Raw genomic sequence first — 23787 nt, 5'->3', positions numbered from 1 at the left:
CCGCTCAGCATCGGAGACGTGGAGACCACATGTTCCTGCACAGCCGTACGCCCCAGCTGCCCACCCCCGAGCAGGCTCTGCGGGGCCGCCCGGAGCCCGCGTTCTCCGTCCCCGACCGCCACACCGTCCTCGGCAACCCGCTGCTCGGCCCCTACCCCGAGGGCCTGGAGGTGGCCGACTTCGGCCTGGGCTGCTTCTGGGGCGCGGAACGCAAGTTCTGGCAGCTCCCGGCGGGCATCTGGACGACCCTGGTCGGCTACCAGGGCGGCTACACGGAGAACCCGACCTACGAGGAGGTCTGCTCGGGCCTCACGGGCCACACCGAGGCGGTCCGCGTGGTCTACGACCCGAAGCTGATCTCCTACGACCGCCTCCTGAAGACCTTCTGGGAGTCCCACAACCCCACGCAGGGCTTCCGCCAGGGCAACGACGTGGGCACGCAGTACCGCTCGGCGATCTACACCCACACCCCCGCCCAGGCGGCCACGGCGAAGGCGTCCCGCGACACCTACCAGACCGTCCTGACGGCCTCGGGCCACGGCACGATCACCACCGAACTCCTCCCCGCGGAAGGCCGCCCCTTCTACCCGGCGGAGGCCTACCACCAGCAGTACCTGGACAAGAACCCGGCAGGCTATTGCGGCCTGGGCGGGACGGGGGTCTCTTGCCCGATCGGTGTGGCCCAGGCTGACGGCTGATCCGGTGTGAGCGGCGGCGAGAATCACGCGGCTGTTCGTGGCTCTCGGCGCCGGCGGTCCGTGTGCGGCGACGAGGTGTCCGCGTCGTCCTCACCGCCCCCTCGAAGCGAAACGCTCCGCGGGCCGCTGAAGCGCGCCCCCCTGCGCTGCCCCACCCCGTCAACATCGAAAACGGTCCTCGACCGCGTCAATTGGCCTACGCTGTCGTGGATTTGAAGATTTCGTGTTGATCATTGGGGGGAAATGCGTATGTCCCGTACGCCATCGAGACGTGCTGTTCTTCGGGGGATCACCATCGCCGGCGCCGCGGTGATCGGGTTCGATCCCGGTACCCGCAGCTGGGCCACCACCGAGTCGGGGGCCGGTGTCGAGACGGCCCTGGTTCCCCCGCTGGACGGCACCCTCGTCACGGACGACGCGTCGCTCGACGCCGCGGCCGACGACTACGGGCACATCGTGCACCACCGTCCCGCGGCCGTCCTGCGCCCCGGCTCGGTCAGCGACGTCGTCGCCATGGTCCGGTTCTGCAACACGCACTGCCTGCCGGTCGCGCCCCGCGGCCAGGGCCACGGCTCGTACGGTCAGGCGCAGGCGGGCGGCGGCCTGGTCATCGACATGGCGACCCTCGCGGACATCGGCGCCGTGGCGCCGGGCAGCACCACCGTCACCGTCGGCGCGGGCGCCCGCTGGAGCGAGCTGGCCCGGGCGACCCTCGCCCACGGTCTCACCCCGCCCGTCTTCACGGACTTCATCGAGCTCTCCGTCGGCGGCACCCTGGCCGTCGGCGGTCTGAGCGGCCAGGTCCAACGGCACGGCGCGCAGGTCGACAACGTCACCGAGCTCCGCGTGGTCACCGGAGCGGGCCAGCTCCTGCGCTGCTCCCCCTCCCGGCGCCCCGATCTCTTCCGTGCGGTCCTCGCCGGCCTCGGCCAGTGCGGCATCATCGTCGAGGCGACCGTCCGTCTGGTGCCCGCGCCGGACACCGTGCGCGTCTACCAGCTGACCTACGGCGACCTCGGCACCCTCCTCGACGACCAGCGCGTCCTCGCTCGGGACGGCCGCTTCGGCTCCGTCGTGGGCCAGGTCCATCCGGACGCCGACGGCGCCTTCCGCGGGTACGCCCTGGAGGTCGTGGCCTACGGTCCGCCGGTCGGCCCCGCGCCGGACGACGCGGCCCTGCTGCGCGGGCTGCGCCACGACCCGGCCACCGTCCGGTCCGAGGAACACGGTTACTTCGACTTCCTGAACCGGCTGGCCCCCTGGGTCGCCGCGCAGAAGGAGGCCGGTGTCTGGAACTACGCCCACCCCTGGCTCGACCTGATGCTCCCGGGGACCTCCGCCGCGACCGTCGGCGGACAGATCCTCGACGCCCTCACCCCGGCCGACCTCGGCCCCGGCGTCATCCTCTTCTACCCCCTGCCCAGGGAGCGCCTCACCACCCCTCTCCTGCGCACCTCCGGCGAGGACATGTCGTACCTCTTCGACGTCCTGCGGGCGGTGCCGGCGGACGACACGGCCGCCGTGAACCGCCTCCTCGCGGCCAACCGCTCCGCCTACGAGAGCGCCGTCGCGGCCGGCGGGACGTACTACCCGATCGGCAGCATCCCGCTCACCCGCGCGGACTGGCGGAGCCACTTCGGTGAGGCGTGGCCGGCGCTGGAGTCGGCGAAGCGCACCTACGACCCGAAGGGTCTCCTGACCCCGGGTCAGGCCATCTTCTGAGGCGACGACGGGAGCCCCGGTCGTCCTGCTCGACCGGGGCCCACCGCACGTCGGACTCAGATCGTCGCCGTGTCGATCACGAAGCGGTAGCGCACGTCGCTCGCCAGGACCCGCTCGTACGCCTCGTTGATCTCCTCCGCGCCGATCAGCTCGATCTCCGCGCCGAAGCCGTGCTCGGCGCAGAAGTCCAGCATCTCCTGCGTCTCGGCGATGCCGCCGATCATGGAGCCGGCGAGCGTCTTGCGGCCGCCGATGACCGAGAAGAGGTTGAGGGAGATCGGCTCCTCGGGGGCACCGACGTTCACCAGCGCGCCGTCGGTCTTCAGCAGCGAGAGGTACGCGCCGAAGTCCAGCGGGGCGGAGACCGTGGAGAGGATGAGGTCGAAGCCGCCGGCCAGTTCCTGGAAGGTCTTGGGGTCGCTGGTGGCGTAGTAGTGGTCGGCGCCCAGCTTCAGGCCGTCGTCCTTCTTGCGCAGGGACTGCGAGAGGACGGTGACCTCGGCGCCGAGGGCGTGCGCGATCTTGACGGCCATGTGGCCGAGGCCGCCCATGCCGAGGACCGCGACCTTCTTGCCGGGGCCGGCGTTCCAGTGCTTGAGCGGGGAGTACGTGGTGATGCCGGCGCACAGCAGCGGCGCGGCCACGTCGAGGGACAGGCCGTCGGGGATGCGCACGACGTAGTTCTCGTCGACGACGATCGCGCGGGAGTAGCCGCCGTACGTGGGCTCGCCGTTCTTGTCGAGCGCGTTGTACGTGCCGACCATGCCGCCGCCGGTGCAGTACTGCTCCTGGCCGGCCTTGCAGTTGTCGCAGGTGCGGCAGGAGTCGACCATGCAGCCGACGCCCACGCGGTCGCCGACGGCGTAGCGGGTGACGCCGGGGCCGACCTCGGTGACGATTCCGGCGATCTCATGGCCGGGGATCATGGGGAAGATCGCCTCGCCCCAGCCCTCGCGGGCCTGGTGGATGTCGGAGTGACAGATTCCGGCGAACTTGATGTCGATCAGGACGTCGTGCTCGCCCACCGGACGGCGCTCGATCGTCGTGCGCTCCAGCGGAGCCTTGGGGGCGGGCGCGGCGTAGGCAGCAACAGTGGTCATGCCGGGGGATCTCCTAGCAGGGGGAGGTACGCCCGGCGCCTGTCTTCTCGGCCGGGCACGGTTCCAGCCTGCCGAAACGAGGGGCGGTCACCCAGACCACGGCTTTGCGTACGACTGCCGTGCCTACCACTGGCGGGGTCAGGCTCGGGAACGTACGACCACGCACGCACAGGAATACTGGACGCATGGACGAGCACCCCGAGCACCCCGTCTCCACCCCGGAGCCCGGCGCCGGTCTGGACCGGCGGGCGGAGCTCAGCGAGTTTCTGCGCACCCGGCGGGCCCGGCTGAAGCCGGAGGACGTCGGGCTGCCCGACTTCGGCCGGCACCGCAGGGTGCCGGGCCTCAGGCGCGAGGAGCTGGCGCAGCTGGCCGGGGTGTCGGTGGCGTACTACACGCGGCTTGAGCAGGGCAACGGACGGAATGTGTCGGCGGAGGTGCTGGACTCCATCGCGCGGGCGCTGCGGCTGACCGAGGCCGAGCACGCGCACCTCACGCATCTGGCGAAGCCCAAGCAGCACCGGAAGAAGCCGGCGGGCCGCACCCAGCAGGTGCGCGGGGCGCTGCGGCACCTGCTGGACACGATCGACGGCGTCCCGGCGTACATCGTGGGCCGGCGCTCGGACATCCTCGCGTGGAACCGCATGGCGGCGGCGGTGTTCGGCGACTGGTCCGAGCTGCCGGCGCAGGAGCGGAACTGGGCGCGGCTGGTGTTCCTCAGGCCGGAGTCCCGCGATCTGTTCGTGGAGTGGGACCGGAAGGCCTCGGACATGGTCAGCTATCTGCGGATGGACGCGGGCTGCCACCCCGACGACCCCCGGCTGTCCGCGCTCGTCGGTGAACTCTCCCTCAAGAGCGAGGAGTTCAGACAGCTGTGGGCCACCCATGACGTCAAGGAGAAGAGCTACGGCGTCAAGCGGCTGAGGCATCCGCTGGTCGGTGAACTGACCCTGTCCTTCGAGACGTTCCGTCTGACGGACGGCACCGATCAGTCCCTGATCACCTACCACCCCGAACCGGACTCCGCGTCCGCGGAGGCGCTGCGGCTGCTGGCCAGTTGGGGGACGGACGCGACCCGGGCCGGGACGCAGGCGCAGACGCCGTCCGCCTGACGGGCCCGGGCCGGGGCTCAGGCGCACACGCCGTGCGCCCTCAGAGCGCGTTCTCCTTGATCGTCAGCTTGCCCTTGCGGATCGTCGCCAGGCGCGGGGCCTTCCGCGCGATCGCGGAGTCGTGGGTGACCATGATGAACGTGAGGCCCTGCTCCTTCCACAGGGTGTCCAGGACCTCCATGATCTCGTCGCGCATGCCCTCGTCGAGGTTGCCGGTGGGCTCGTCGGCGAGCAGCACCTTCGGCCGCTTGACCAGGGCGCGGGCGATGGCGACGCGCTGCTGCTGGCCGCCGGACATCTCACCCGGGAGGTGTCCGAGGCGTTCGCCGAGACCCACGGACCGCAGCGCCTCGGCGGCCCGCTCGCGCCGCTCGCCCCCCTTGACGCCGAGGGGGACGAGGGCCGTCTCGACGTTCTCCTGGGCGGTGAGGGTGGGGACGAGGTTGAAGGACTGGAAGACGAAGCCGATGTTCTCGCCGCGCACCTTGGTCAGTTGGGCCTCGGACAGCCGGGCCATGTCGACGCCGTCGAGGACGACCTCGCCGGAGGTGGGGCGGTCGAGCCCACCGAGCATCTGCAGGAGGGTGGACTTGCCGCCGCCGGTGGGGCCCTGGATGACGAGGCGGTCGCCGTCGGCGATGGTGAGGTCGACGCCGTCGAGGGCGTGGACGGCTTCCTTGCCGCGGGTGTAGTGCTTGGTGACGCTCTTGAGTTCGTACATGGGGTGACTCCTGGGTGAGGTCGGGGGTGGGGACTACTCGACGCGGCGCAGCGCGTCGGCCGGGCGCAGTCGCGACGCGCGCCAGCCGCCGAACGCGCCCGCGATCAGGCCGCCCGCCACCGCCAGGCCCACCGCGACGGACACGGTGGTCACGCTCACCGGGGCCGTCAGGGCCACCTCCAGCGTCTTCTGCGTCGCCCGGCCGGGACCGCCGAAGCCGCCGGGGCCGCCCAGGCCGCCACCACCACCGCCGCCGCCCAGCTGGGCCTCCAGGCTCGGGCTGATCGCCGTCACCGCGTACGCGCCCGCCAGGCCCAGGGCGATGCCCAGGGCGCCGCCCAGCAGGCCGTTGACCATGGCCTCGCCGACGACCTGCCGGGTGACCCGGCCCGACTTCCAGCCCAGCGCCTTCAGCGTGCCGAACTCCCGGACCCGGCGGGAGACCGCCGAGGAGGTCAGCAGGCCGGCCACGAGGAACGCGGCCACGAGCACCGCGATGGACAGCCACCTGCCGACGCTGGAGGCGAGCGAGGACGCCGTGGAGAGGGAGCCGGACACGGTGTCCGCGAGGTCGGCGGAGGTCGTCACCGTCGTTCCCGACACGTTCTTCTGGATCGCCGATTTGACGGAGTCGATCTTCTGGGAGTCGGTCGCCTTGACGTAGATCGTGGTGACCTTGTTCGCCGAGTCGCTGAGGGTCTGCGCCTGCTTCAGCGGGATGTAGACGTTGGCGGCCGCGTCGCCGCTGTCCGCGGTGGCGATGCCGATCACCGAGAACGTCACACTCTTGATGGTGAGGGTGGAGCCGACCTTGAGGGACTTCTCCTTGGCGTACGCGGAGTCGACGACGGCCACCTTGGCGGCGGTCTCCGTCGTCTTGAACGTACGGCCGCCGGTGATCGTCGACGAGGTGAGCGGGCCGAGGTCGGGCTTGGCGACGTCGGTGCCGTACACGGAGTAGCTGTTGACGTCGAAGTCGGCGCCGCCGCCCTGGACCTCGCCCTGCGACGGGCCGCCCTGGCCGCCACCGGGGCCGCCCTGCTGCCCGCCGGTGCCGTTCTGCTGGAACTGGCCGCGGGTGAACTGTCCGCTCACCTTGATGACCTGGAGGCTGAGCCCGCCGACGGCGTCCGCGACACCGCTCTGCCGGCCGACCTCCGTCACGGTCGACGCCGTCAGGGTCTGGAAGCCCCGCACCAGCACCCGGTCGCTGCTCTGCTCCGCGTCGTCGCCGTCCTGACTGGCGTCGAACTGGAAGCGGGGGCGCTCGGAGGAGGACGCGGCCGGCGCGGCGGCCTTGGTGACCGTCATGTCCGTGCCGAGGCCGTACAGCGACTGGAGGACCTTGTCCTGGGCCTTGCCCATGCCGGAGGACACGGAGTTGACCACGATGACCAGCGCGATGCCCAGCGCGAGTCCGGAGGCGACGACGAGGGCCGCCCTTCTGCGGCGGCGCAGTTCGCGCCTCAGGTAGGTGAAGAACATGGCCGCAAGCTAGGGACGCACCGTGATGACGCGATAAGGCCGGCATAAAAGAACCATGAGAAGGCCCTGGCCGGACCTCGAGGCCCCCGGAAAACACCGATGCCGCCCCTGCGGGCGGCATCGGTCAGCTGTGTCAGCTGTGGACGGGCGGCTGTGGGCCCGGCCGGCTCAGGCGGCCGAACCGGCCTTCCAGGTGGCCCAGTCCAGGTTCCAGCCGTTCAGGCCGTTGTCCGGGGCGACCGTCTTGTCGCCGGTGTTGGAGACCACGACCACGTCACCGACGATCGAGTGGGTGAAGAACCAGTAGCCCGCGGTGCCCGTGTCGTTGGCGCCCTTGGTGTCGGACAGGCCCACGCAGCCGTGGCTGGTGTTCACGCTGCCGAAGATGGACTTGTTGCCCCAGTAGTTGCCGTGCACGAAGGTGCCGGAGTTGGTGAGGCGGATGGCGTGCGGCACGTCCTTGATGTCGTACTCGCCCTTGCCGTCGTCGTCGGTGAAGCCCACGGTCGCGCCGTTCATGCGCGTCTCCTTGAACTTCTCCGACATCACCATGATGCCCTCGTACGTCTTGTTCTCCGGCGAACCGGCGGAGATCGGGATGGTCTTGACGACCTGGCCGTTGTGCGTGACCTTCATCTGCTTGGTCTTCGCGTCGACGTACGAGACCTGGTTGCGGCCGATGTGGAAGGTCACCGTCTTCTGCTGTACGCCGTAGACCCCGTGGGCGCCCTCGACTCCGTCGAGCGCGAGCTTGAGGGTGACGGTGGAGTTCTCCGCCCAGTACTTCTCGGGGCGGAAGTCGATGCGGTTGGCGTTGAACCAGTGGCCGACGACCTCCTGACCGCTGCTGGAGGTGACGGTGATGCCCTTCTGCACCGCGGCCTTGTTGGCGATCGACTTGTTGAAGTTGATCGACACCGGCATGCCCACGCCGACCGTGGAGCCGTTCTCCGGGGTGAAGTTGGCTATGAAGCTGTTCGCCGGGGAGACGGTGGTGAAGGACGAGTTCTCGTGGGCCTCGCGGCCGTTGGCGTCCTTGGCGCTGGCGGCCACCTTGTAGGTGGTGGAGCGCTCCAGCTGGCCGCTGGGCTTCCAGCTGGTCTTGTCGGCCGACAGCTCGCCCTTGACGGCGGTGCCGTCGGCGGTGGTCATCGTCACCTCGGTGAGGGTGCCCTTGCTCACGGTGACGGTGGCGGAGTTGTTGATGGAGGCGTTGTTGGAGCCGTCCGCGGGCGTGATCTTGATCTGGGCCTCGGACGTCTTCTGGGCCGCGGCCTCGTCGACCTTGGCCTGCGAGGTGCCGTTGCCGCCGCTGTCGGAGGCGTTGTCGTCGCCGCCCGAACACGCGGAGAGCACCAGTACGCCGCCGAGCAGCGCGGACGCGGCCATCAGACCCTTGCGCCGCTTACTGTTCGTCATCACACGCTTCTCCATCGTTGCCGATTCCCGAATACCCGAGAGTCCCCGTCAAGACCTTCAACGCTACGACCGGTGCCTCCCGTTCCACATCGCGCGGATGTGTGGGGCACACCACGTCCGGCCGGCGCGCGGCGGGTGGTGCGGGTGTCGGTCAGTGCGCCCCTTGGGACTCAGTGCCCCCCTTGAGACGACGAAACCCCGGTCGGCGGTTGCCGTCCGGGGTCACCAGTTCCCCGAACACTCAGCCGACGTCGTCCTCGTCGTCATCTTCCCGGACATCATCGTCATCCAGGTCCCAGTCCGGCGAATCGGGGTCGTAGTCGATCTGCTCGCTGGACCAGGAGGCCTGCTGGAGCACGACCCCGGGGACGTCTCCGACCAGGTCGAAGGGATCGACGAGGTACGCGAGCGCCTCCGCGGTGTCTTCCGTCACAGCGCTCTCCGCGTGGGTACGCTCGTCGTCCGGCAGCTCCGGATCCTCCGCGATACGCCGCACCGCGGCCTCGGTGAGGGCCTCCGCCTCCTCGATCTCCAGGACCAGCTCCACCCGAAGCCGTACAAACCGTGATGTCTCTTCAGTGCTCATGCCGCGAGCGTAAGGCTCATGGCTCCCGTGACTTTCCCGTGACCCGCGGCTTTCACTAACATCTGCCCACAGGCCCCAATTCGCCAGCGCCACAAGGGGATCGATTCTGTGTCATCCGCTCGCCGTCCACTGCTGACCGCCACCGCCGCGGGCACGCTGCTGTGCGCCCTGTGGTTCGTCCCCAACGCCGACGCGACCCAGGACGCGACCGGCAACTCCACGCCCGTACAGGTGACTTCGCAGGTCACGACGCAGGCGCGGGTCGCGTCCACGGCCGTGCGGGAGAGCGCGCGGAGCGCCGACCAGGTGTCCGCGGACGATACCCGGCTCGCCGACACCGGAAGCTTCGACACCACCCCGTACGTGGTCGGTGGCACCGGTCTGCTCGCCCTGGGCGCGTGCTTCGTGGCGTATTCCGTTCGCCGGGAACGTCTGGGTTTTTAGACCAACGCCCGGTTTTTTGATTTAACTTGACGTTCCTTTGACGGAATCTTCATAGTCCCCCCATGAAGAGATCTTCGGGGGCGCGGCTGTGCGCCACGGCCGCGGTGAGCGTTCTGTCGCTCGCCCTCATCACGGGCTGCTCCGACAACGGTTCGGACTCCAAGGACACGAAGGACAAGGCCTCCGGCCCGGCTTCCGCGAGCGCCTCGGCCGCTCCCGGCACGAAGGCGCTGACCTCGGCGGAGCTGGAGAAGCTGCTGCTCACCACGGGCGACGTCAAGGGCTTCACCGTCGACTCGGGCGACGACACCATCCCGAAGTCCAAGAGCGCGGTGAAGACCGACAAGCCGGCCTGCGACCCGCTCGCCTGGGCGACGGCCACGCTCGCCCCGGGCGACACGGACGCCAACGCCGGCAACACCGTGACGGAGGCGAAGGCGTCGTCCGCGCCCACCTCCCTGGAGGACATCGGCAAGGACGACTTCGCCAAGGGCTTCAACGTCAGCATGACCTTCGTGGGCCTCTCCTCGTACGACGGCGACGGCGCGGCGAAGGCGCTGAAGGCGGTCTCCGACGGCGTGACGGCCTGCGCCGGCGGCTACGGCATCGCGGCCGGGGGCGAGACCTCGAAGGTCACCAAGGTTGCCCCGGCGAAGGGCAGCGGGCTCGGTGACGAGTCGGTGGCGTTCGTCGAGTCCGTCGACATGGACGGCGACGGCACGGCCCGGTTCACCGCCGAGGTGGTGCGCAAGGGCGGCACCCTCGCCACGTTCTACACGGTGGACTTCGCGGCGTTCGAGTCCGGCAAGGCCACGCAGATCCCGGCCGCCGTGCTCAAGGCGCAGGTGGGCAAGCTGAAGTAGCCGGTCCGCCCGTAGAACCGCGAGGAGCCCTGCCGTAGCGCCACGGCAGGGCTCCTGTCGTCCGCCCGCGTTGGGGAACGGTCCCGGTCGTCCTACTGGAGCGGTCCCGTGACCGTCTCCGCCGCGGTGACCAGGTGGCCGTCGCGGACGAAGGCGTCCGCCGCCGCGAGGTCGGGGGCGAGGAAGCGGTCGGGGCCGGGGCCGGCCACGCCCGCCGCGCGGGCGGCCTCGATGACCGCCCGGGTGGCCGGAGCGGGGGTCAGTCCCTCGCGGAGCTCCACGGCGCGGGTGGCGGCGTAGAGCTCGACGGCGATCACCCGGGCGAGGTTGTCGACGGCGGTACGCAGCTTGCGCGCGGCGGACCAGCCCATGGAGACGTGGTCCTCCTGCATGGCGGAGGACGGGATGGAGTCCGCGGAGGCCGGTACGGCCAGCCGCTTCATCTCGCTGACCAGCGCGGCCTGCGTGTACTGGGCGATCATCAGGCCGGAGTCGACGCCGGCGTCGTCCGCGAGGAACGGCGGCAGGCCGTGGCTGCGGTTCTTGTCCAGCAGCCGGTCGGTGCGGCGCTCGGCGATGGAGGCGAGGTCGGCGGCGGCGATGGCGAGGAAGTCCAGCACATAGGCGACCGGTGCGCCGTGGAAGTTGCCGTTGGACTCGACGCGTCCGTCGGGCAGCACGACCGGGTTGTCGACGGCCGACGCCAGCTCGCGTTCGGCGACGAGCCGGGCGTGCGCGATGGTGTCGCGTCCGGCGCCGGCGACCTGCGGGGCGCAGCGCACGGAGTAGGCGTCCTGGACGCGGGGCGCGTCGTCCTGGTGGTGGCCGGTGAGGCCGGAGCCCTTGAGGACGGCGAGCATGTTGGCGGCGCTGGCGCCCTGGCCCGGGTGCGGGCGGATGGCGTGCAGCTCGGGCGCGAGGACCTTGTCGGTGCCGAGCAGGGCCTCCATGCTCAGGGCGGCCGTGATGTCGGCGGACTTGTAGAGGGTGTCCAGGTCGGCGAGGGCCATGACCAGCATGCCGAGCATGCCGTCGGTGCCGTTGAGGAGGGCGAGGCCCTCCTTCTCGCGCAGTTCGACGGGGGCGATGCCGTGCTCGGCGAGGAGCGCGGCGGCCGGCCGTACGGTGCCGTCGGGGCCCTCGGCGTCGCCCTCGCCCATGAGCGTCAGGGCGCAGTGGGACAGCGGCGCGAGGTCGCCGGAGCAGCCGAGGGAGCCGTACTCGTGGACGACGGGGGTGATGCCCGCGTTGAGGATGTCGGCCATGGTCTGCGCGACCTCGGGGCGGACGCCGGTGTGTCCCGAGCAGACGGTCTTCAGCCGCAGGAACATCAGCGCCCGGACGACCTCGCGCTCGACGCGCGGGCCCATGCCGGCGGCGTGCGAGCGGACGATGTTGCGCTGGAGCTGGGTGCGCAGCTCCTGGCTGATGTGCCGGGTGGCGAGGGCGCCGAACCCGGTGGAGACGCCGTAGACGGGGTCGGGCTTGGCCGCGAGCGCGTCCACGATCTCGCGGGCGGCCGCGAGGGCGGCCACGGCCTCGGCGGAGAGCTCGACCCGGGCGTTGTCGCGCGCCACGGCGAGAACGTCGGACGCGGTCACTCCGGACGTCCCCACCACCACAGTGTGCATATCCATATTCAGGAGCGTACGCAGTGAATTCGAAGATGTCACCAGTGGGGCGCGGGTCCGCCCCTTACCGATTGCGTCACACCGGCGGCCGGTGCCCCCGGAAGCGGCGGCGCTCGGGGGGCGCCTCGGGGGAGGGCTCGTCGGCGAGGCGGACGACCGGGTCGTCGGGGCCGGCCCGCCCGGCGACGACGGGCCGGTCGGCGCGTTCGGCCTTCGCGCGGTACTGGGCGGCGTCGGCGAGCCGGAAGAGACGGCGGGCGGAACGCACGGGTCCGATGGCGTCGCCGGTCGAGGCGACCCCGCAGGCGACCCCGTCGCCGAGTTCCAGCTCGGCGGCGCGGCGGCACAGCTCGTCGGCGACCTTCACGACGTCGTCGGAGGGCGGGCCGACGGCGAGCAGACAGAACTCGTCACCACCGAGACGGGCGGCGAGCCCGCCGGGCAGCATGGCGCCGCACAGCGACAGCACCGAGCCGAAGCGCTCCAGGAGACGGTCGCCGACGGCGTGCCCGAGGGTGTCGTTGACCCGCTTGAGCCCGTTGAGGTCGCACACGACGAGGCTGACCACGGCCCCCTCACGCCGGTGCCGGTCGACCGCCTCGTCCAGGCGCACGTCCACGGCGCGGCGGTTGGCGAGGCCGGTGAGGGCGTCGGTGAAGGCGAGGCGGCGGGCCTCCTCCAGGCGCTCGGTCTGGGCGAGACCCGCGGCGACGACCGAGGCGAGGACCGTGGCGAAGTCGGCGTCGGCGCGGTCGAAGACGGGGGTGCCGGTCGAACGGGCGACATAGAGCTCGCCCCAGGCGCGGGCGTTGAGGACGACGGGGGCGACGACGCAGGAGCCGCGGTTGCGGCGGCGGAGGGCGGCGACCCGCTGATGGCAGAAGCCCGGGTCGCCGGCGGTGGGATCGGGGCCGTCGGCGGTCTCCACCCAGGCGTTGGGCTCACCGCCCTCGACCCAGCGCTCATGGAGGAACTCGGTGATCTCGGGAAATCGGTGCACCGGGTACGCCTCGTCCTCGGGGAACTCCTCCTCGCCGGGGGCGCGGTCCCCCACGTTGACGAGGACCCGGAGGCACCCGAGGTCGCGCTCCCAGACGGAGAGCGCGGCGAAACTTCCGGCCAGGGCGCGGCAGGCGCCCAAGGCGGCGGCCCGCCAGGTCTCCCTCGGGCTGTGCGCCGCGGCCATCCCTTGCGCCAGCGCGACAACGGCCGCGAGGCGTCTGTCCTCACCCATCACTCCAGGCTAGGGATATTTGCGTGGAAAAGGGGCGTTGATGCGGCGCAAGGGGTGAAGAGGGGGTGGGGGCGGGTGGGGTGCCGGGCGGGTGGGGGGTGGTGGGGTCGTCGGTCGGGTGACGGGTGGGTGGGGGCTGGTCGCGCAGTTCCCCGCGCCCCCTTCGGGTCGGGACAGTCACGCCCCTCACACTGCGCCGTCTCACTCCCCCGGCCACTCCGGCTTGCGCTTCTCGTTGAAGGCTGCCACTCCCTCCGCGCGGTCTCCCGAGAACGCCACCGACCTCCATGCCGCGTCCTCCACCTCCAGGCCCGCCCGCAGGTCCAGCCCGTGCCCCAGCCGCAGCGCCCGCTTCGCCGCCCGCAGGCCCACCGGGGAGTTCCCGGCGATCCGCGCCCCCATCGCCAGCGCCTCCTCCCGGTCCCGCCCCTCCTCAACCAGCACATCCACCAGCCCCAGCTCCCGCGCCTCGGCCGCCTCGACCCGCCGCGCCGTGAAGATCAGCTCGGCCGCCCGCGCCGCCCCCACCCGCCGCGGCAGCAACTGCGTACCGCCCCCGCCCGGGATCACCCCCACCGACACCTCCGGCAACCCCACCACCGCCGTACGGTCCGCCACGATCACATCGCACGACAGCGCCAGCTCGAACCCGCCGCCCAGCGCGAACCCGTGCACCGCCGCCACCGTCGGCACCGGCAGCTCCAGCACCCCGGTGTACGCCCCCCGGGCCACCGGCCGCTGCCGCACCAGATCGGCGTCACTGAAGGAGTTCCGCTCCTTCAGGTCCGCCCCGACGCAGAACGCCCGCTCATGCGTCGAGGTCAGCACCACCACCCGTACGTCCCGGTCCGCGCCCAGCGCCGCGCACGCCCCCGCGATCGATCGCGCCATCTCGCTCGACACGGCGTTCATCGCCTTCGGCCGGTCGAGCGCGAGCTCCGCCACATGCCCTTCCCCGTGCCGCCGCACCAGCACGAACTCCCCGAACCGCTCCTCGCTCATGACACCCTCCGGACGACGCGTTAACGCGGGTTAACAACTCCAGCTCGCCCGATCATCGCAGCCGGACCCCGCGGGGGAAAGCCCCGCCGTTCGTTCCCGAAATCCCCCACCGACAACCCGTTCGAGTGACATCTCGCCCGACTCCACCCCGATCACCCACAGGAGCGCATAACGTGCCACAGCCACGGCGCATCGGGGGCGCGAACGCATCGGGGAGGGAACACGATGGCGAACACGCCGACGAGTACGGACACCGGACCGCGAGACGCGGCACGTCAGGACGAGGAGGCGCGGGCCCATGACGCCGGCCCCGGCGCCCTCCGGATCCGTGGACCACGCGGCCGGCACCGCCGCCCCCGGCCCCGCAAGATCCTCCTCGCCGCGGGCGGCCTCGCCGTCGCCGCCGGCGTACTGAGCCTGCTGCGCCTGTCCCCGGACTCGGGCATCGGCGGCATCGGGACCGCCGAGGCCGGCCCGGACCTGGACTCCGGTACGGGTGTGGGTACGGGCACCAGCACCGGACGCGCCACGCCCGCCGCCGTCACCCTCCCCGCCGCCACCACGCCGACGGCGGCCGCCCCCGGCCCCACGGCCGGCTCACCCAAGGTCGGCACCGGCGCCGCGTCCCCGTCCCCGCGAGCGGGAGACACATCGGTGACCGTGCTGCCACGGGGCGGGGCCGGGAGGGCGGCGGACTCGGGCGCGTCCGGCGGGACAGCAGAGACACGCGAGCCACGGGAACCGTCGACCAGCCCCACGGGGACGGCCCCGACACCGCCCACCGACCCCGCGCCCACCACCACCGCCCCCGCCCCGCCACAGCCACCGGCCGACCACGGCCTGTGCGTCCCGGTGATCGGCCTGTGCGTCGACAACGTGCTCGCCACGCCGAAGCCGTAGCGACACGCGCGACGAAGGACACGCCGACGCCGTAACGACACGCCACGCCGCAGCGGCGCCAGGACGCTCAGCCCGTGGTGCCGTCGCGGCGGCTGAGGAGCCAGGGCTCGACCACGCCGAGGCCGCGGACCGGGCGCTGCCACATGGGCTGGAGCGCGAAACGGTACGTCGGCGGCTCCTCGCCCTCCTTCTCCGCGGCCGCGGCCGCCTCGGCGGCCTCCGACTCCGACGCGGGGGCGTCACCGGTACGGATCAGCTCCTCCGCGAAGGCGGTGTCGACGAGGACGGCGTCCCGGGGCGCTATCGACGTGAGCCGGGAGGCGAGGTTGACGGTCGTACCGAAGACATCACCCATACGAGTGGTGACCGTGCCGAACGCCATGCCGACGCGCAGCTCCGGCATCGTCTCGTCGCTGGCCATCGTCTCGACGAGCCGCACCCCGATCTCGGCGGCCGTACCGGCGTCGTCGGCGGCGTAGAGGACCTCGTCGCCGAGGGTCTTGATGAGCCGGCCGCCGTGCGCGGCGACGAGGTCGGCCGCGGTGGTCTCGAAGGCCTCGACGAGCTCGCCGAGCTCCTCCTCCTCCATACGGCGGGTCAGTCGCGTGAACCCGACGAGGTCGGCGAAGCCGACGGCGAGCCGGCGGTCGACCATCTCCTCGTCGTCACCGGTCTGGACGACCCGGCCGGCCGACGCGGCGAGCTGCCGGCGCCAGACGTAGACGAGGAACTCCTCCAGCTCGGGCAGGAGCAGCTCGACGATCGGGTACGTCACCTCGGTGCGGGTCATGCCGGGCTCGGGCGGCTCGGTCAGGCCCTCCAGGAAGGAATCGATCTGCCATTCGGCCAGCCGGGCGGTGGTCTGTCCGGTGGACCGCGCGACCTGCACGGCCATGGCCTCGCTGAGCAGCCCGGCCTCGACCAGGCCGGCGAGGCGGCGCAGGGCGAGGACGTCGGCCTCGGTGAGGGCCTTGGCCTGGCCGATGTCGGCGAAGCCCATGGCGCGCCAGAAGCGCGAGGCCAGTTCCATGGAGACGCCGGCGCTGCGGGCCGCCTGGAACGGGGTGTAGCGGCGCTCGGCGCCCAGGATGAGCTGTTCCAGGCGCAGGGCGAGGGGGTCCTCGCCGGGGTCGGCGGCCGACGGCATGTCCACTCGGCCGCGAGCGTCCGTGCCGGAGCCGCCCGTGTCGTCGACGGTCACGCCTGCTGCCCTTCCGATCTACCGCGGTCAGGTATCGACCGGCCTCAACTCTACGGCAGGTGTGCGCCAGCTCACTCCGTTGGGTTGGGCCGCGGGGGTGCGGTGGGTTTTGCGCCGTGTGTCGTCTGCGGGGCGGTGGGGGCTGATCGCGCAGTTCCCCGCGCCCCTTTCAGACGCGCGTCGCTTTCAGAGCCCGCGCGCGTTCCGCCTCACAGTCCGCCCCCTCCCGTGGCACCCCTCAGGTGCACGATGTCGCCCGCTCCCACCGGCTCCCTGACCCCCTCCTCCGTGGCCAGGATCAGGCGGCCGTCGGCGTCCAGGGCCACTGCCTCGCCCTCCACGGAACGGTCGCCGGGGAGTTCCGCCCGCACCACCCGGCCCAGCGTCGCGCAGCCCGCCGCGTAGGTCTCCTGGAGGCCGCTCGCCACCGGGTCGCCCCCGGCCGCCCGCCACCGCCCGTACCACTCCTCCAGGGCCCGCAGCACCGCCCGCAGCAGCGGATCCCGGTCCGTGCTCACCGCCCCGGCCAGCGCCAGCGACCCCGCCTGCGGCACCGGCAGTTCCTCCGCGCGCAGGGTGACGTTGACGCCGACGCCGATGACCACCCCGTCCTCACCGGCCCGCTCGGCGAGGATCCCGCCGGCCTTGCGTTCCTCGCCCCCCACGGTGACCAGCAGGTCGTTGGGCCATTTGAGTGCCGTGTCCACTCCCGCGGCCCGCGACAGCCCCGTCGCCACCGCGACCCCGGTGAGCAGCGGCAGCCAGCCCCAGCGGGCCACCGGGACCTCGGCTGGCCGCAGCAGCACGGAGAAGAACAGCCCCGACCGCGCCGGTGCCGTCCACTGCCGCTCCAGCCGGCCCCGCCCGGCCGTCTGCTCCTCGGCGACGAGGACCGCCCCCTCGGCCGCCTTGCCCGCGGCGGCCCGGGCCACCAGGTCGCTGTTGGTGGACCCGGTGCGCTGCACCACCTCCACCTCCGACCACAGCCCGCCCTCCCGCAGCAGGCCCCTGCGCAGGGCCCCCGCGTTCAGCGGCGGGCGGTCCAGATCGGACCAACGGCTGTTGTCTGATGCATCTCGCGGCGTCATGCAAGCCACCCTAGGTGTGGGAAACGCCGCATCGCTGAGTCGATGGCACCGCACTACGCTACGGATGAGTAACCGTCCCCCCTTTTGAGCAGGCAGGGAGCCGCATCCCGATGTCCGAGCCGGAAGAGCGTCACGAGATCCAAGAGACCCAAGGGATCGACATCCACACCACCGCGGGCAAGCTCGCGGATCTCCAGCGGCGCATCGACGAGGCGACGCACGCCGGCTCCGCACGCGCCGTCGAAAAGCAGCACGCCAAGGGCAAGTTGACGGCCCGTGAGCGCATCGACCTGCTCCTCGACGAGGGCTCCTTCGTCGAGCTCGACGAGTTCGCCCGGCACCGCTCCACCAACTTCGGCCTGGAGAAGAACCGCCCCTACGGCGACGGCGTCGTCACCGGCTACGGGACCGTCGACGGCCGCCCGGTGGCCGTGTTCTCCCAGGACTTCACCGTCTTCGGCGGCGCGCTGGGCGAGGTCTACGGCCAGAAGATCGTCAAGGTCATGGACTTCGCGCTGAAGACCGGCTGCCCGGTCATCGGCATCAACGACTCGGGCGGGGCGCGGATCCAGGAGGGCGTCGCCTCGCTCGGCGCCTACGGCGAGATCTTCCGCCGCAACACCCACGCCTCCGGTGTCATCCCGCAGATCTCGCTGGTCGTCGGCCCGTGCGCGGGCGGAGCCGTGTACTCCCCGGCGATCACCGACTTCACGGTCATGGTCGACCAGACCTCGCACATGTTCATCACCGGCCCGGACGTCATCAAGACCGTCACCGGCGAGGACGTCGGCTTCGAGGAGCTGGGCGGCGCCCGCACCCACAACGCCGTCTCCGGTGTGGCCCACCACATGGCGGGCGACGAGAAGGACGCCATCGAGTACGTCAAGCAGCTGCTGTCGTACCTGCCGTCCAACAACCTCTCGGAGGCCCCGGCCTTCCCGGAGGAGGCGGACCTCTCCGTCACGGACGAGGACCGCGAGCTGGACACGCTCGTCCCGGACAGCGCGAACCAGCCGTACGACATGCACACGGTGATCGAACACATCCTGGACGACGCCGAGTTCTTCGAGACGCAGCCGCTGTTCGCGCCGAACATCCTCACCGGCTTCGGCCGGGTCGAGGGCCACCCGGTGGGCATCGTCGCCAACCAGCCGATGCAGTTCGCGGGCTGCCTGGACATCGACGCGTCCGAGAAGGCCGCCCGCTTCGTGCGCACCTGCGACGCCTTCAACCTCCCGGTGATCACCTTCGTGGACGTCCCCGGCTTCCTCCCGGGCGTCGGCCAGGAGCACACCGGCATCATCCGCCGCGGCGCCAAGCTGATCTACGCCTACGCCGAGGCGACCGTCCCTCTCATCACCGTCATCACCCGCAAGGCCTTCGGCGGCGCCTACGACGTCATGGGCTCCAAGCACCTGGGTGCCGACCTCAACCTTGCCTGGCCCACCGCCCAGATCGCCGTCATGGGCGCCCAGGGCGCGGTCAACATCCTGCACCGCCGCACGATCGCCGAGGCCGACGACGTGGAAGCCACCCGGGCCCGGGTGATCCAGGAGTACGAGGACACCCTCCTCAACCCGTACATCGCGGCCGAGCGCGGGTACGTCGACTCCGTGATCATGCCGTCGGACACCCGCCGGCACGTCGTACGCGGCCTGCGTCAGCTGCGCACCAAGCGGGAATCCCTGCCCCCGAAGAAGCACGGCAACATCCCTCTGTAGGAGCCGTCCATGAACATCAAGGTCGTACGGGGCAACCCGACCCCGGAGGAGCTGGCCGCCGCCCTGGCGGTGGTCAGGGCCCGCGCCGCGGCGGCAGCCTCGATCCCGCCCGGCGCCCCCACGGACCGCGACTCCTGGTCGGACCCGTCCCGCATCGCATCACACCGCCTGCCGAGCCCGGGCCGAACAGCATGGACCCGCACTTATTGGCCTGCCTAAGGACAGAAAGGGGCGCGAGGAACCGCGCACAGTAGGACAACGCCGGGCGCCTATTTAGGTACGCATACTCAGGCGCCCGGCACGGCCAAGCCCCACGCTGGTGGCATGCTGTGGTCCGACCCCGAAGACGAGCCCCCCAAAGAACTCCGCGACATGCAGGACATGCTGCGCAGGCTCGGCATCTTCATGGCGGTCGCCATGGTCCTCGCGATGATCGTCGCCGGCCTCCGATAGACCCCCGGAGGGACTCGTACGCCGCTAGGCTGACCGCATGACTGCTCAGCGCCGCCGCCTCGTGCTCGCCTCGAAGTCCCCCGCCCGTCTGAACCTGCTGCGGCAGGCCGGGCTGGACCCCGAGGTGATCGTGAGCGGCGTCGACGAGGACGCGGTCCACGCCCCCACCCCGGCCGAGCTGGCCCTCGCCCTCGCCGAGGCCAAGGCGTCCGTCGTGGCGGCGCGGCCGGAGGTCAAGGGCGCGATCGTGATCGGCTGCGACTCGGTCCTCGACCTGGACGGCCAGGCGCTCGGCAAGCCCGCCGACGCGGAGGAGGCCACCGCCCGCTGGAAGGCGATGCGCGGCCGCGCGGGCACCCTGCAGACCGGCCACTGCATCTACGACACCACGACCGGGCGCTACGCCTCCGCCACGGCGTCCACGGTGGTCCGCTTCGGCGAGCCCACGGACGAGGAGGTCGCGGCGTACGTCGCCTCCGGCGAACCCCTCCATGTCGCCGGGGCGTTCACCCTCGACGGCCGCTCGGCGCCGTTCATCGACGGCATCGACGGCGACCACGGCAACGTCATCGGCATCAGCCTGCCCCTCGTACGCAAGCTGCTGGCCCGACTGGGCGTCGGCATCACGGAGTTGTGGGCGCCGGCGGCGGAGTGAGCGGGGTTCCGCCCTGCGGCGCCTCGCCCGGGGACGCGCCGCCGTCCCCGTCGCCGTTCCCCTCGGCGGGACCGGCCGCGGCCGCCTTGCGCTCCTCGGGGTCGTAGGTCATCAGCAGCAGCACGATCAGCGCGAGCACGACCATCATGAACAGGAACGCCGGCCAGCCCATCAGGCCCCAGGCGAAGGCGCCCAGCAGCCCGTGCACGACCGCCGCGCTGATCAGCAGCACTCGGCCGAAGCCGGCCGGCCGCCGCCCGCGTATGCCCACCAGCAGGGCCACCACGCCGCACCCGGCGAAGTAGAGGCCGAAGACGATCCCGCCGGCCTTCGACGACGTCGACATCATGTCCGGGTCCAGACCGGCCAGCGACATGTTCTGCCGGTCGACGAGGCTGCCGAGGGTCCAGTTCACGACGGCGATGACGAACGCCTCCATGAACAGGACGACCGCCAGGATCCACGCCACCGGCCTGCGCACCATCAGGTCCCCACCCTTTCGACCGCGCTGCTCGTGCGGAAGTGCCCTTACCCCCAGTAGGTTCGAGACATCGCGAACGCTACTAACGGGTAAACCCAGGGACAAGGGTTCCGGCGAGGGCAAAGAATCGTTGGGCCATTCGTAGGGACTCCACAAAGAAACAGAGTGGGCCGCAGCACGCCCTCACAGAGACCTTGACCACATCGGAGGGCTAGGGTTGCCCCGAGGAGTCCCGCGCACCGCCGTGCCACTAGGGATTTCGCGGGTCGAGCGAGCCTCGCATCACACTCCGTGTGGGCAAGCTCACCTTTGGGGACGCCTCGAAGTGCCGTGTCGGCAGTCCCTAAACTCGGCTTGTTTCAAGGAGGGAGCCTCAATCGTGCGCAAGGTGCTCATCGCCAACCGTGGCGAAATCGCTGTCCGCGTGGCCCGGGCCTGCCGGGATGCCGGTATCGCGAGCGTGGCCGTATACGCCGACCCGGATCGGGACGCTCTGCATGTCCGCGCCGCGGATGAGGCGTTCGCCCTGGGCGGTGACACACCGGCCACCAGTTACCTCGATATCGAGAAGGTGCTCAACGCCGCCCGGGAGTCCGGCGCGGACGCCATCCACCCCGGCTACGGCTTCCTCTCGGAGAACGCCGACTTCGCCCAGGCGGTGCTGGACGCGGGCCTGATCTGGATCGGCCCGCCGCCGCAGGCCATCCGGGACCTCGGTGACAAGGTCGCCGCCCGCCACATCGCGCAGCGCGCGGGCGCCCCGCTGGTCGCCGGCACGCCCGACCCGGTCTCCGGCGCCGACGAGGTCGTCGCCTTCGCCGAGGAGCACGGGCTGCCGATCGCGATCAAGGCCGCCTTCGGCGGTGGCGGCCGCGGCCTGAAGGTCGCCCGCACCCTCGAAGAGGTCCCCGAGCTGTACGAGTCGGCGGTCCGCGAGGCGGTCGCCGCGTTCGGCCGGGGCGAGTGCTTCGTCGAGCGCTACCTCGACAAGCCGCGCCACGTGGAGACCCAGTGCCTCGCCGACACCCACGGCAACGTGGTCGTCGTGTCGACGCGTGACTGCTCGCTGCAGCGCCGCCACCAGAAGCTGGTCGAGGAGGCCCCGGCGCCGTTCCTCTCCGACGAGCAGGTCGCCGAGCTGTACTCGTCGTCGAAGGCGATCCTGAAGGAGGCCGGCTACGTCGGCGCCGGCACGGTCGAGTTCCTCGTCGGCAACGACGGCACGATCTCCTTCCTGGAGGTCAACACCCGTCTCCAGGTGGAGCACCCGGTCACCGAGGAGGTCGCCGGTATCGACCTGGTGCGCGAGATGTTCCGCATCGCCGACGGCGAGGAGCTCGGCTACGGCGACCCGCAGCTGCGCGGCCACTCCTTCGAGTTCCGCATCAACGGCGAGGACCCGGGCCGCAACTTCCTGCCCGCCCCGGGTACGGTCACCACGTTCAACCCGCCGTCCGGCCCCGGTGTCCGCCTGGACGCCGGTGTGGAGTCCGGCTCGGTCATCGGCCCGGCGTGGGACTCGCTGCTCGCCAAGCTCATCGTGACCGGCGCGACCCGTCAGCAGGCGCTCCAGCGGGCCGCCCGCGCCCTGGAGGAGTTCCAGGTCGAGGGCATGGCCACGGCGATCCCGTTCCACCGCGCGGTGGTGCGCGACCCGGCGTTCGCTCCGGAACTCGACGGTTCCACCGACCCGTTCACGGTCCACACGCGCTGGATCGAGACGGAGTTCGTGAACGAGATCAAGCCCTTCACCGCCCCCGCGGACGCGGAGGCCGACGAGGACGCGGGCCGTGAGACGGTCGTCGTCGAGGTCGGCGGCAAGCGTCTGGAGGTCTCCCTCCCGGCCAGCCTGGGCATGACCCTGGCCCGCACGGGCCTCGCGGCGGGCGCCAAGCCGAAGCGCCGCGCGGCGAAGAAGTCGGGCCCCGTCGCCTCGGGCGACACCCTCGCGTCCCCGATGCAGGGCACGATCGTGAAGGTGGCGGTCGAGGAGGGCCAGGAGGTCAACGAGGGCGACCTGATCGTGGTCCTGGAGGCCATGAAGATGGAACAGCCCCTGAACGCCCACAAGGCCGGCACCATCAAGGGCCTGTCGGCGGAGGTAGGCGCCTCGATCACGTCGGGCGCCCCGATCTGCGAGATCAAGGACTGACCGACCCGACTCTCAGAGGCGCTCGGAGACTGGCTCACCCCGTCTCCGGGCGCTTCTCATGTCCCGGGCAAGGCGCTTACCGCGAAAGGGGCGCGGGGAACTGCGCGACAAGCCACGACGAACCCGCACCCGCCGACGTATCCGAACCAGCCCCTACCGCCGGCGCAGATCAGCAACCCGAGCCCGCTCAGCCCCAGGCTCAGCCAACACATTCGCCGCCCTCAACCCCGGCATCTGCCCCCGCCGAGGCCCAGGCAACGGCGGCACATCCCTCCGCTGCTGCTGCCGCCCGGAGGGACTCTCACCGTTTCCCGAAGCGCCCGCCACAGCGATCTGCACCCCCTGATCGGCGAGCGCCTGCAGCTCGGTCTGCGCCCGGTCGTCATGCACGGGCGGCTCGTCGGTCACCAGCCGGGTGATCACATCCGTCGGCACGGTCTGGAACATCGTGTCCGTGCCCAGCTTGGTGTGATCGGCGAGGACGACGACCTCCGACGCGGCCTGCACCAGCGCCCGGTCGACGGACGCCGACAGCATGTTGGACGTGGACAGCCCCCGCTCGGCGGTCAGCCCGCTGCCGGAGAGGAAGGCCCGCGAGACCCGCAGCCCTTGCAGGGACTGCTCCGCTCCGGAGCCGACGAGCGCGTAGTTGGAGCCGCGCAGGGTACCGCCGGTCATCACGACCTCGACCCGGTTGGCATGGGCCAACGCCTGTGCCACGAGAAGGGAGTTGGTGACGACGGTCAGACCGGGCACCCGGGCGAGCCGGCGCGCCAGCTCCTGGGTGGTGGTACCCGCTCCGACGACGATCGCCTCGCCCTCTTCCACGAAATTCGCGGCGAGGTCGGCGATGGCCGTCTTCTCGGCGGTCGCGAGATGGGATTTCTGCGGAAAGCCGGACTCCCGCGTGAACCCGCCCGGCAGTACCGCACCGCCGTGCCGGCGGTCGAGGAGTCCTTCTGCCTCCAGTGCACGCACGTCCCGCCGTACGGTCACTTCGGAGGTCTGGACGACGCGGGCGAGTTCTCGGAGCGACACGGCTCCGTTCGCTCGCACCATTTCGAGGATCAATTGGCGACGTTCTGCAGCGAACACGAAACTGACAGTAACGCGGGCGAC

General features: G+C 71.4%; 23 protein-coding genes. 11 read left to right on the top strand and 12 right to left on the bottom strand.

Annotation, left to right across the window (positions count from 1 at the left end; all coding sequences use genetic code 11):
* Positions 1-29: 29 nt before the first annotated feature.
* Together msrA and ACZ5NW_RS24625 are read left to right on the top strand one after the other, a co-directional pair.
* The gene (gene msrA, locus ACZ5NW_RS24630; protein ID WP_468746038.1) at positions 30-698 is read left to right on the top strand and encodes a peptide-methionine (S)-S-oxide reductase MsrA; all 669 of its coding nucleotides are present in this window, start codon (positions 30-32) and stop codon (positions 696-698) included.
* A 309-nt stretch (positions 699-1007) separates the two neighbouring features.
* Complete coding sequence (locus ACZ5NW_RS24625) at positions 1008-2420, top strand: FAD-binding protein (RefSeq protein WP_468746037.1); 1413 nt, start codon at positions 1008-1010, stop codon at positions 2418-2420.
* 56 nt (positions 2421-2476) lie between these two features.
* On the opposite strand, the gene ACZ5NW_RS24620 is transcribed toward ACZ5NW_RS24625, so the two are convergent.
* Positions 2477-3520 (bottom strand): NAD(P)-dependent alcohol dehydrogenase, encoded by a 1044-nt coding sequence (locus tag ACZ5NW_RS24620; RefSeq protein WP_468746036.1) that lies wholly within the window; start codon positions 3518-3520, stop codon positions 2477-2479.
* A gap of 185 nt (positions 3521-3705) precedes the next feature.
* Here ACZ5NW_RS24620 and ACZ5NW_RS24615 point away from each other — a divergent pair, with 185 nt between their 5' ends.
* Entirely contained in the window at positions 3706-4632 is a 927-nt protein-coding gene (locus ACZ5NW_RS24615) for a helix-turn-helix domain-containing protein (protein ID WP_468746035.1), read from the top strand.
* Positions 4633-4672: 40 nt separating this feature from the next.
* On the opposite strand, the gene ACZ5NW_RS24610 is transcribed toward ACZ5NW_RS24615, so the two are convergent.
* The 4 genes from ACZ5NW_RS24610 to ACZ5NW_RS24595 all read right to left on the bottom strand — a co-directional run bounded on the left by ACZ5NW_RS24610 (position 4673) and on the right by ACZ5NW_RS24595 (position 8843).
* A complete protein-coding gene (locus ACZ5NW_RS24610; RefSeq protein WP_468746034.1) occupies positions 4673-5353 on the bottom strand; it encodes an ABC transporter ATP-binding protein in 681 nt (226 codons plus the stop codon).
* 33 nt (positions 5354-5386) lie between these two features.
* Complete coding sequence (locus tag ACZ5NW_RS24605; protein WP_468746033.1) at positions 5387-6838, bottom strand: ABC transporter permease; 1452 nt, start codon at positions 6836-6838, stop codon at positions 5387-5389.
* 168 nt (positions 6839-7006) lie between these two features.
* On the bottom strand, positions 7007-8272 hold the full coding sequence (locus tag ACZ5NW_RS24600; RefSeq protein ID WP_468746032.1) for a L,D-transpeptidase: 1266 nt from the start codon (positions 8270-8272) through the stop codon (positions 7007-7009).
* A gap of 226 nt (positions 8273-8498) precedes the next feature.
* Positions 8499-8843 (bottom strand): hypothetical protein, encoded by a 345-nt coding sequence (locus ACZ5NW_RS24595; protein WP_468746031.1) that lies wholly within the window; start codon positions 8841-8843, stop codon positions 8499-8501.
* 108 nt (positions 8844-8951) lie between these two features.
* Between ACZ5NW_RS24595 and ACZ5NW_RS24590 the strand changes: the two genes are divergently transcribed.
* Complete coding sequence (locus tag ACZ5NW_RS24590) at positions 8952-9287, top strand: hypothetical protein (protein WP_468746030.1); 336 nt, start codon at positions 8952-8954, stop codon at positions 9285-9287.
* Between the two features lie 62 nt (positions 9288-9349).
* Positions 9350-10150, top strand: a complete 801-nt coding sequence (locus ACZ5NW_RS24585; RefSeq protein WP_468746029.1) for a hypothetical protein — start codon at positions 9350-9352, stop codon at positions 10148-10150.
* A 92-nt stretch (positions 10151-10242) separates the two neighbouring features.
* On the opposite strand, the gene hutH is transcribed toward ACZ5NW_RS24585, so the two are convergent.
* From hutH to ACZ5NW_RS24570, 3 genes are all read right to left on the bottom strand, one after another.
* Complete coding sequence (hutH, locus tag ACZ5NW_RS24580; RefSeq protein ID WP_468746181.1) at positions 10243-11781, bottom strand: histidine ammonia-lyase; 1539 nt, start codon at positions 11779-11781, stop codon at positions 10243-10245.
* A gap of 76 nt (positions 11782-11857) precedes the next feature.
* Positions 11858-13015, bottom strand: a complete 1158-nt coding sequence (locus ACZ5NW_RS24575; RefSeq protein WP_468746028.1) for a GGDEF domain-containing protein — start codon at positions 13013-13015, stop codon at positions 11858-11860.
* Between the two features lie 201 nt (positions 13016-13216).
* Complete coding sequence (locus ACZ5NW_RS24570; protein ID WP_468746027.1) at positions 13217-14017, bottom strand: enoyl-CoA hydratase/isomerase family protein; 801 nt, start codon at positions 14015-14017, stop codon at positions 13217-13219.
* Between the two features lie 225 nt (positions 14018-14242).
* Here ACZ5NW_RS24570 and ACZ5NW_RS24565 point away from each other — a divergent pair, with 225 nt between their 5' ends.
* Positions 14243-14917: a hypothetical protein gene (locus tag ACZ5NW_RS24565; RefSeq protein ID WP_468746026.1), complete on the top strand. Its 675-nt coding sequence runs from the start codon at positions 14243-14245 to the stop codon at positions 14915-14917.
* A gap of 67 nt (positions 14918-14984) precedes the next feature.
* Here ACZ5NW_RS24565 and ACZ5NW_RS24560 read toward each other — a convergent pair whose 3' ends face one another.
* Both ACZ5NW_RS24560 and ACZ5NW_RS24555 read right to left on the bottom strand, forming a co-directional pair.
* A complete protein-coding gene (locus ACZ5NW_RS24560) occupies positions 14985-16118 on the bottom strand; it encodes an adenylate/guanylate cyclase domain-containing protein (RefSeq protein ID WP_468746025.1) in 1134 nt (377 codons plus the stop codon).
* A 209-nt stretch (positions 16119-16327) separates the two neighbouring features.
* On the bottom strand, positions 16328-17206 hold the full coding sequence (locus ACZ5NW_RS24555; RefSeq protein ID WP_468746024.1) for a biotin--[acetyl-CoA-carboxylase] ligase: 879 nt from the start codon (positions 17204-17206) through the stop codon (positions 16328-16330).
* Positions 17207-17316: 110 nt separating this feature from the next.
* Between ACZ5NW_RS24555 and ACZ5NW_RS24550 the strand changes: the two genes are divergently transcribed.
* The 4 genes from ACZ5NW_RS24550 (at position 17317) to ACZ5NW_RS24535 (ending at position 20035) form a co-directional block, all read left to right on the top strand.
* Positions 17317-18927 (top strand): acyl-CoA carboxylase subunit beta, encoded by a 1611-nt coding sequence (locus ACZ5NW_RS24550; protein WP_468746023.1) that lies wholly within the window; start codon positions 17317-17319, stop codon positions 18925-18927.
* A gap of 9 nt (positions 18928-18936) precedes the next feature.
* The gene (locus ACZ5NW_RS24545) at positions 18937-19146 is read left to right on the top strand and encodes an acyl-CoA carboxylase epsilon subunit (protein ID WP_468746022.1); all 210 of its coding nucleotides are present in this window, start codon (positions 18937-18939) and stop codon (positions 19144-19146) included.
* A 105-nt stretch (positions 19147-19251) separates the two neighbouring features.
* Entirely contained in the window at positions 19252-19380 is a 129-nt protein-coding gene (gene mmpB, locus ACZ5NW_RS24540; RefSeq protein ID WP_468746021.1) for a morphogenic membrane protein MmpB, read from the top strand.
* Positions 19381-19417: 37 nt separating this feature from the next.
* On the top strand, positions 19418-20035 hold the full coding sequence (locus ACZ5NW_RS24535) for a Maf family protein (RefSeq protein WP_468746020.1): 618 nt from the start codon (positions 19418-19420) through the stop codon (positions 20033-20035).
* Here the strand turns inward: ACZ5NW_RS24535 and ACZ5NW_RS24530 are convergent.
* A complete protein-coding gene (locus tag ACZ5NW_RS24530; protein WP_468746019.1) occupies positions 20004-20519 on the bottom strand; it encodes a hypothetical protein in 516 nt (171 codons plus the stop codon). The genes ACZ5NW_RS24535 and ACZ5NW_RS24530 overlap by 32 nt on opposite strands.
* Positions 20520-20895: 376 nt before the next feature.
* Between ACZ5NW_RS24530 and ACZ5NW_RS24525 the strand changes: the two genes are divergently transcribed.
* Entirely contained in the window at positions 20896-22668 is a 1773-nt protein-coding gene (locus ACZ5NW_RS24525) for an acetyl/propionyl/methylcrotonyl-CoA carboxylase subunit alpha (protein ID WP_468746018.1), read from the top strand.
* Positions 22669-22821: 153 nt separating this feature from the next.
* Here ACZ5NW_RS24525 and ACZ5NW_RS24520 read toward each other — a convergent pair whose 3' ends face one another.
* Complete coding sequence (locus tag ACZ5NW_RS24520; protein ID WP_468746017.1) at positions 22822-23763, bottom strand: DeoR/GlpR family DNA-binding transcription regulator; 942 nt, start codon at positions 23761-23763, stop codon at positions 22822-22824.
* Between the last annotated feature and the right edge of the window lie 24 nt (positions 23764-23787).

Source organism: Streptomyces sp. NPDC032126, from assembly GCF_055580085.1.
Note: the sequence above shows the minus strand (reverse complement) of the source record. Positions and strands in the feature narration are given on the sequence as shown.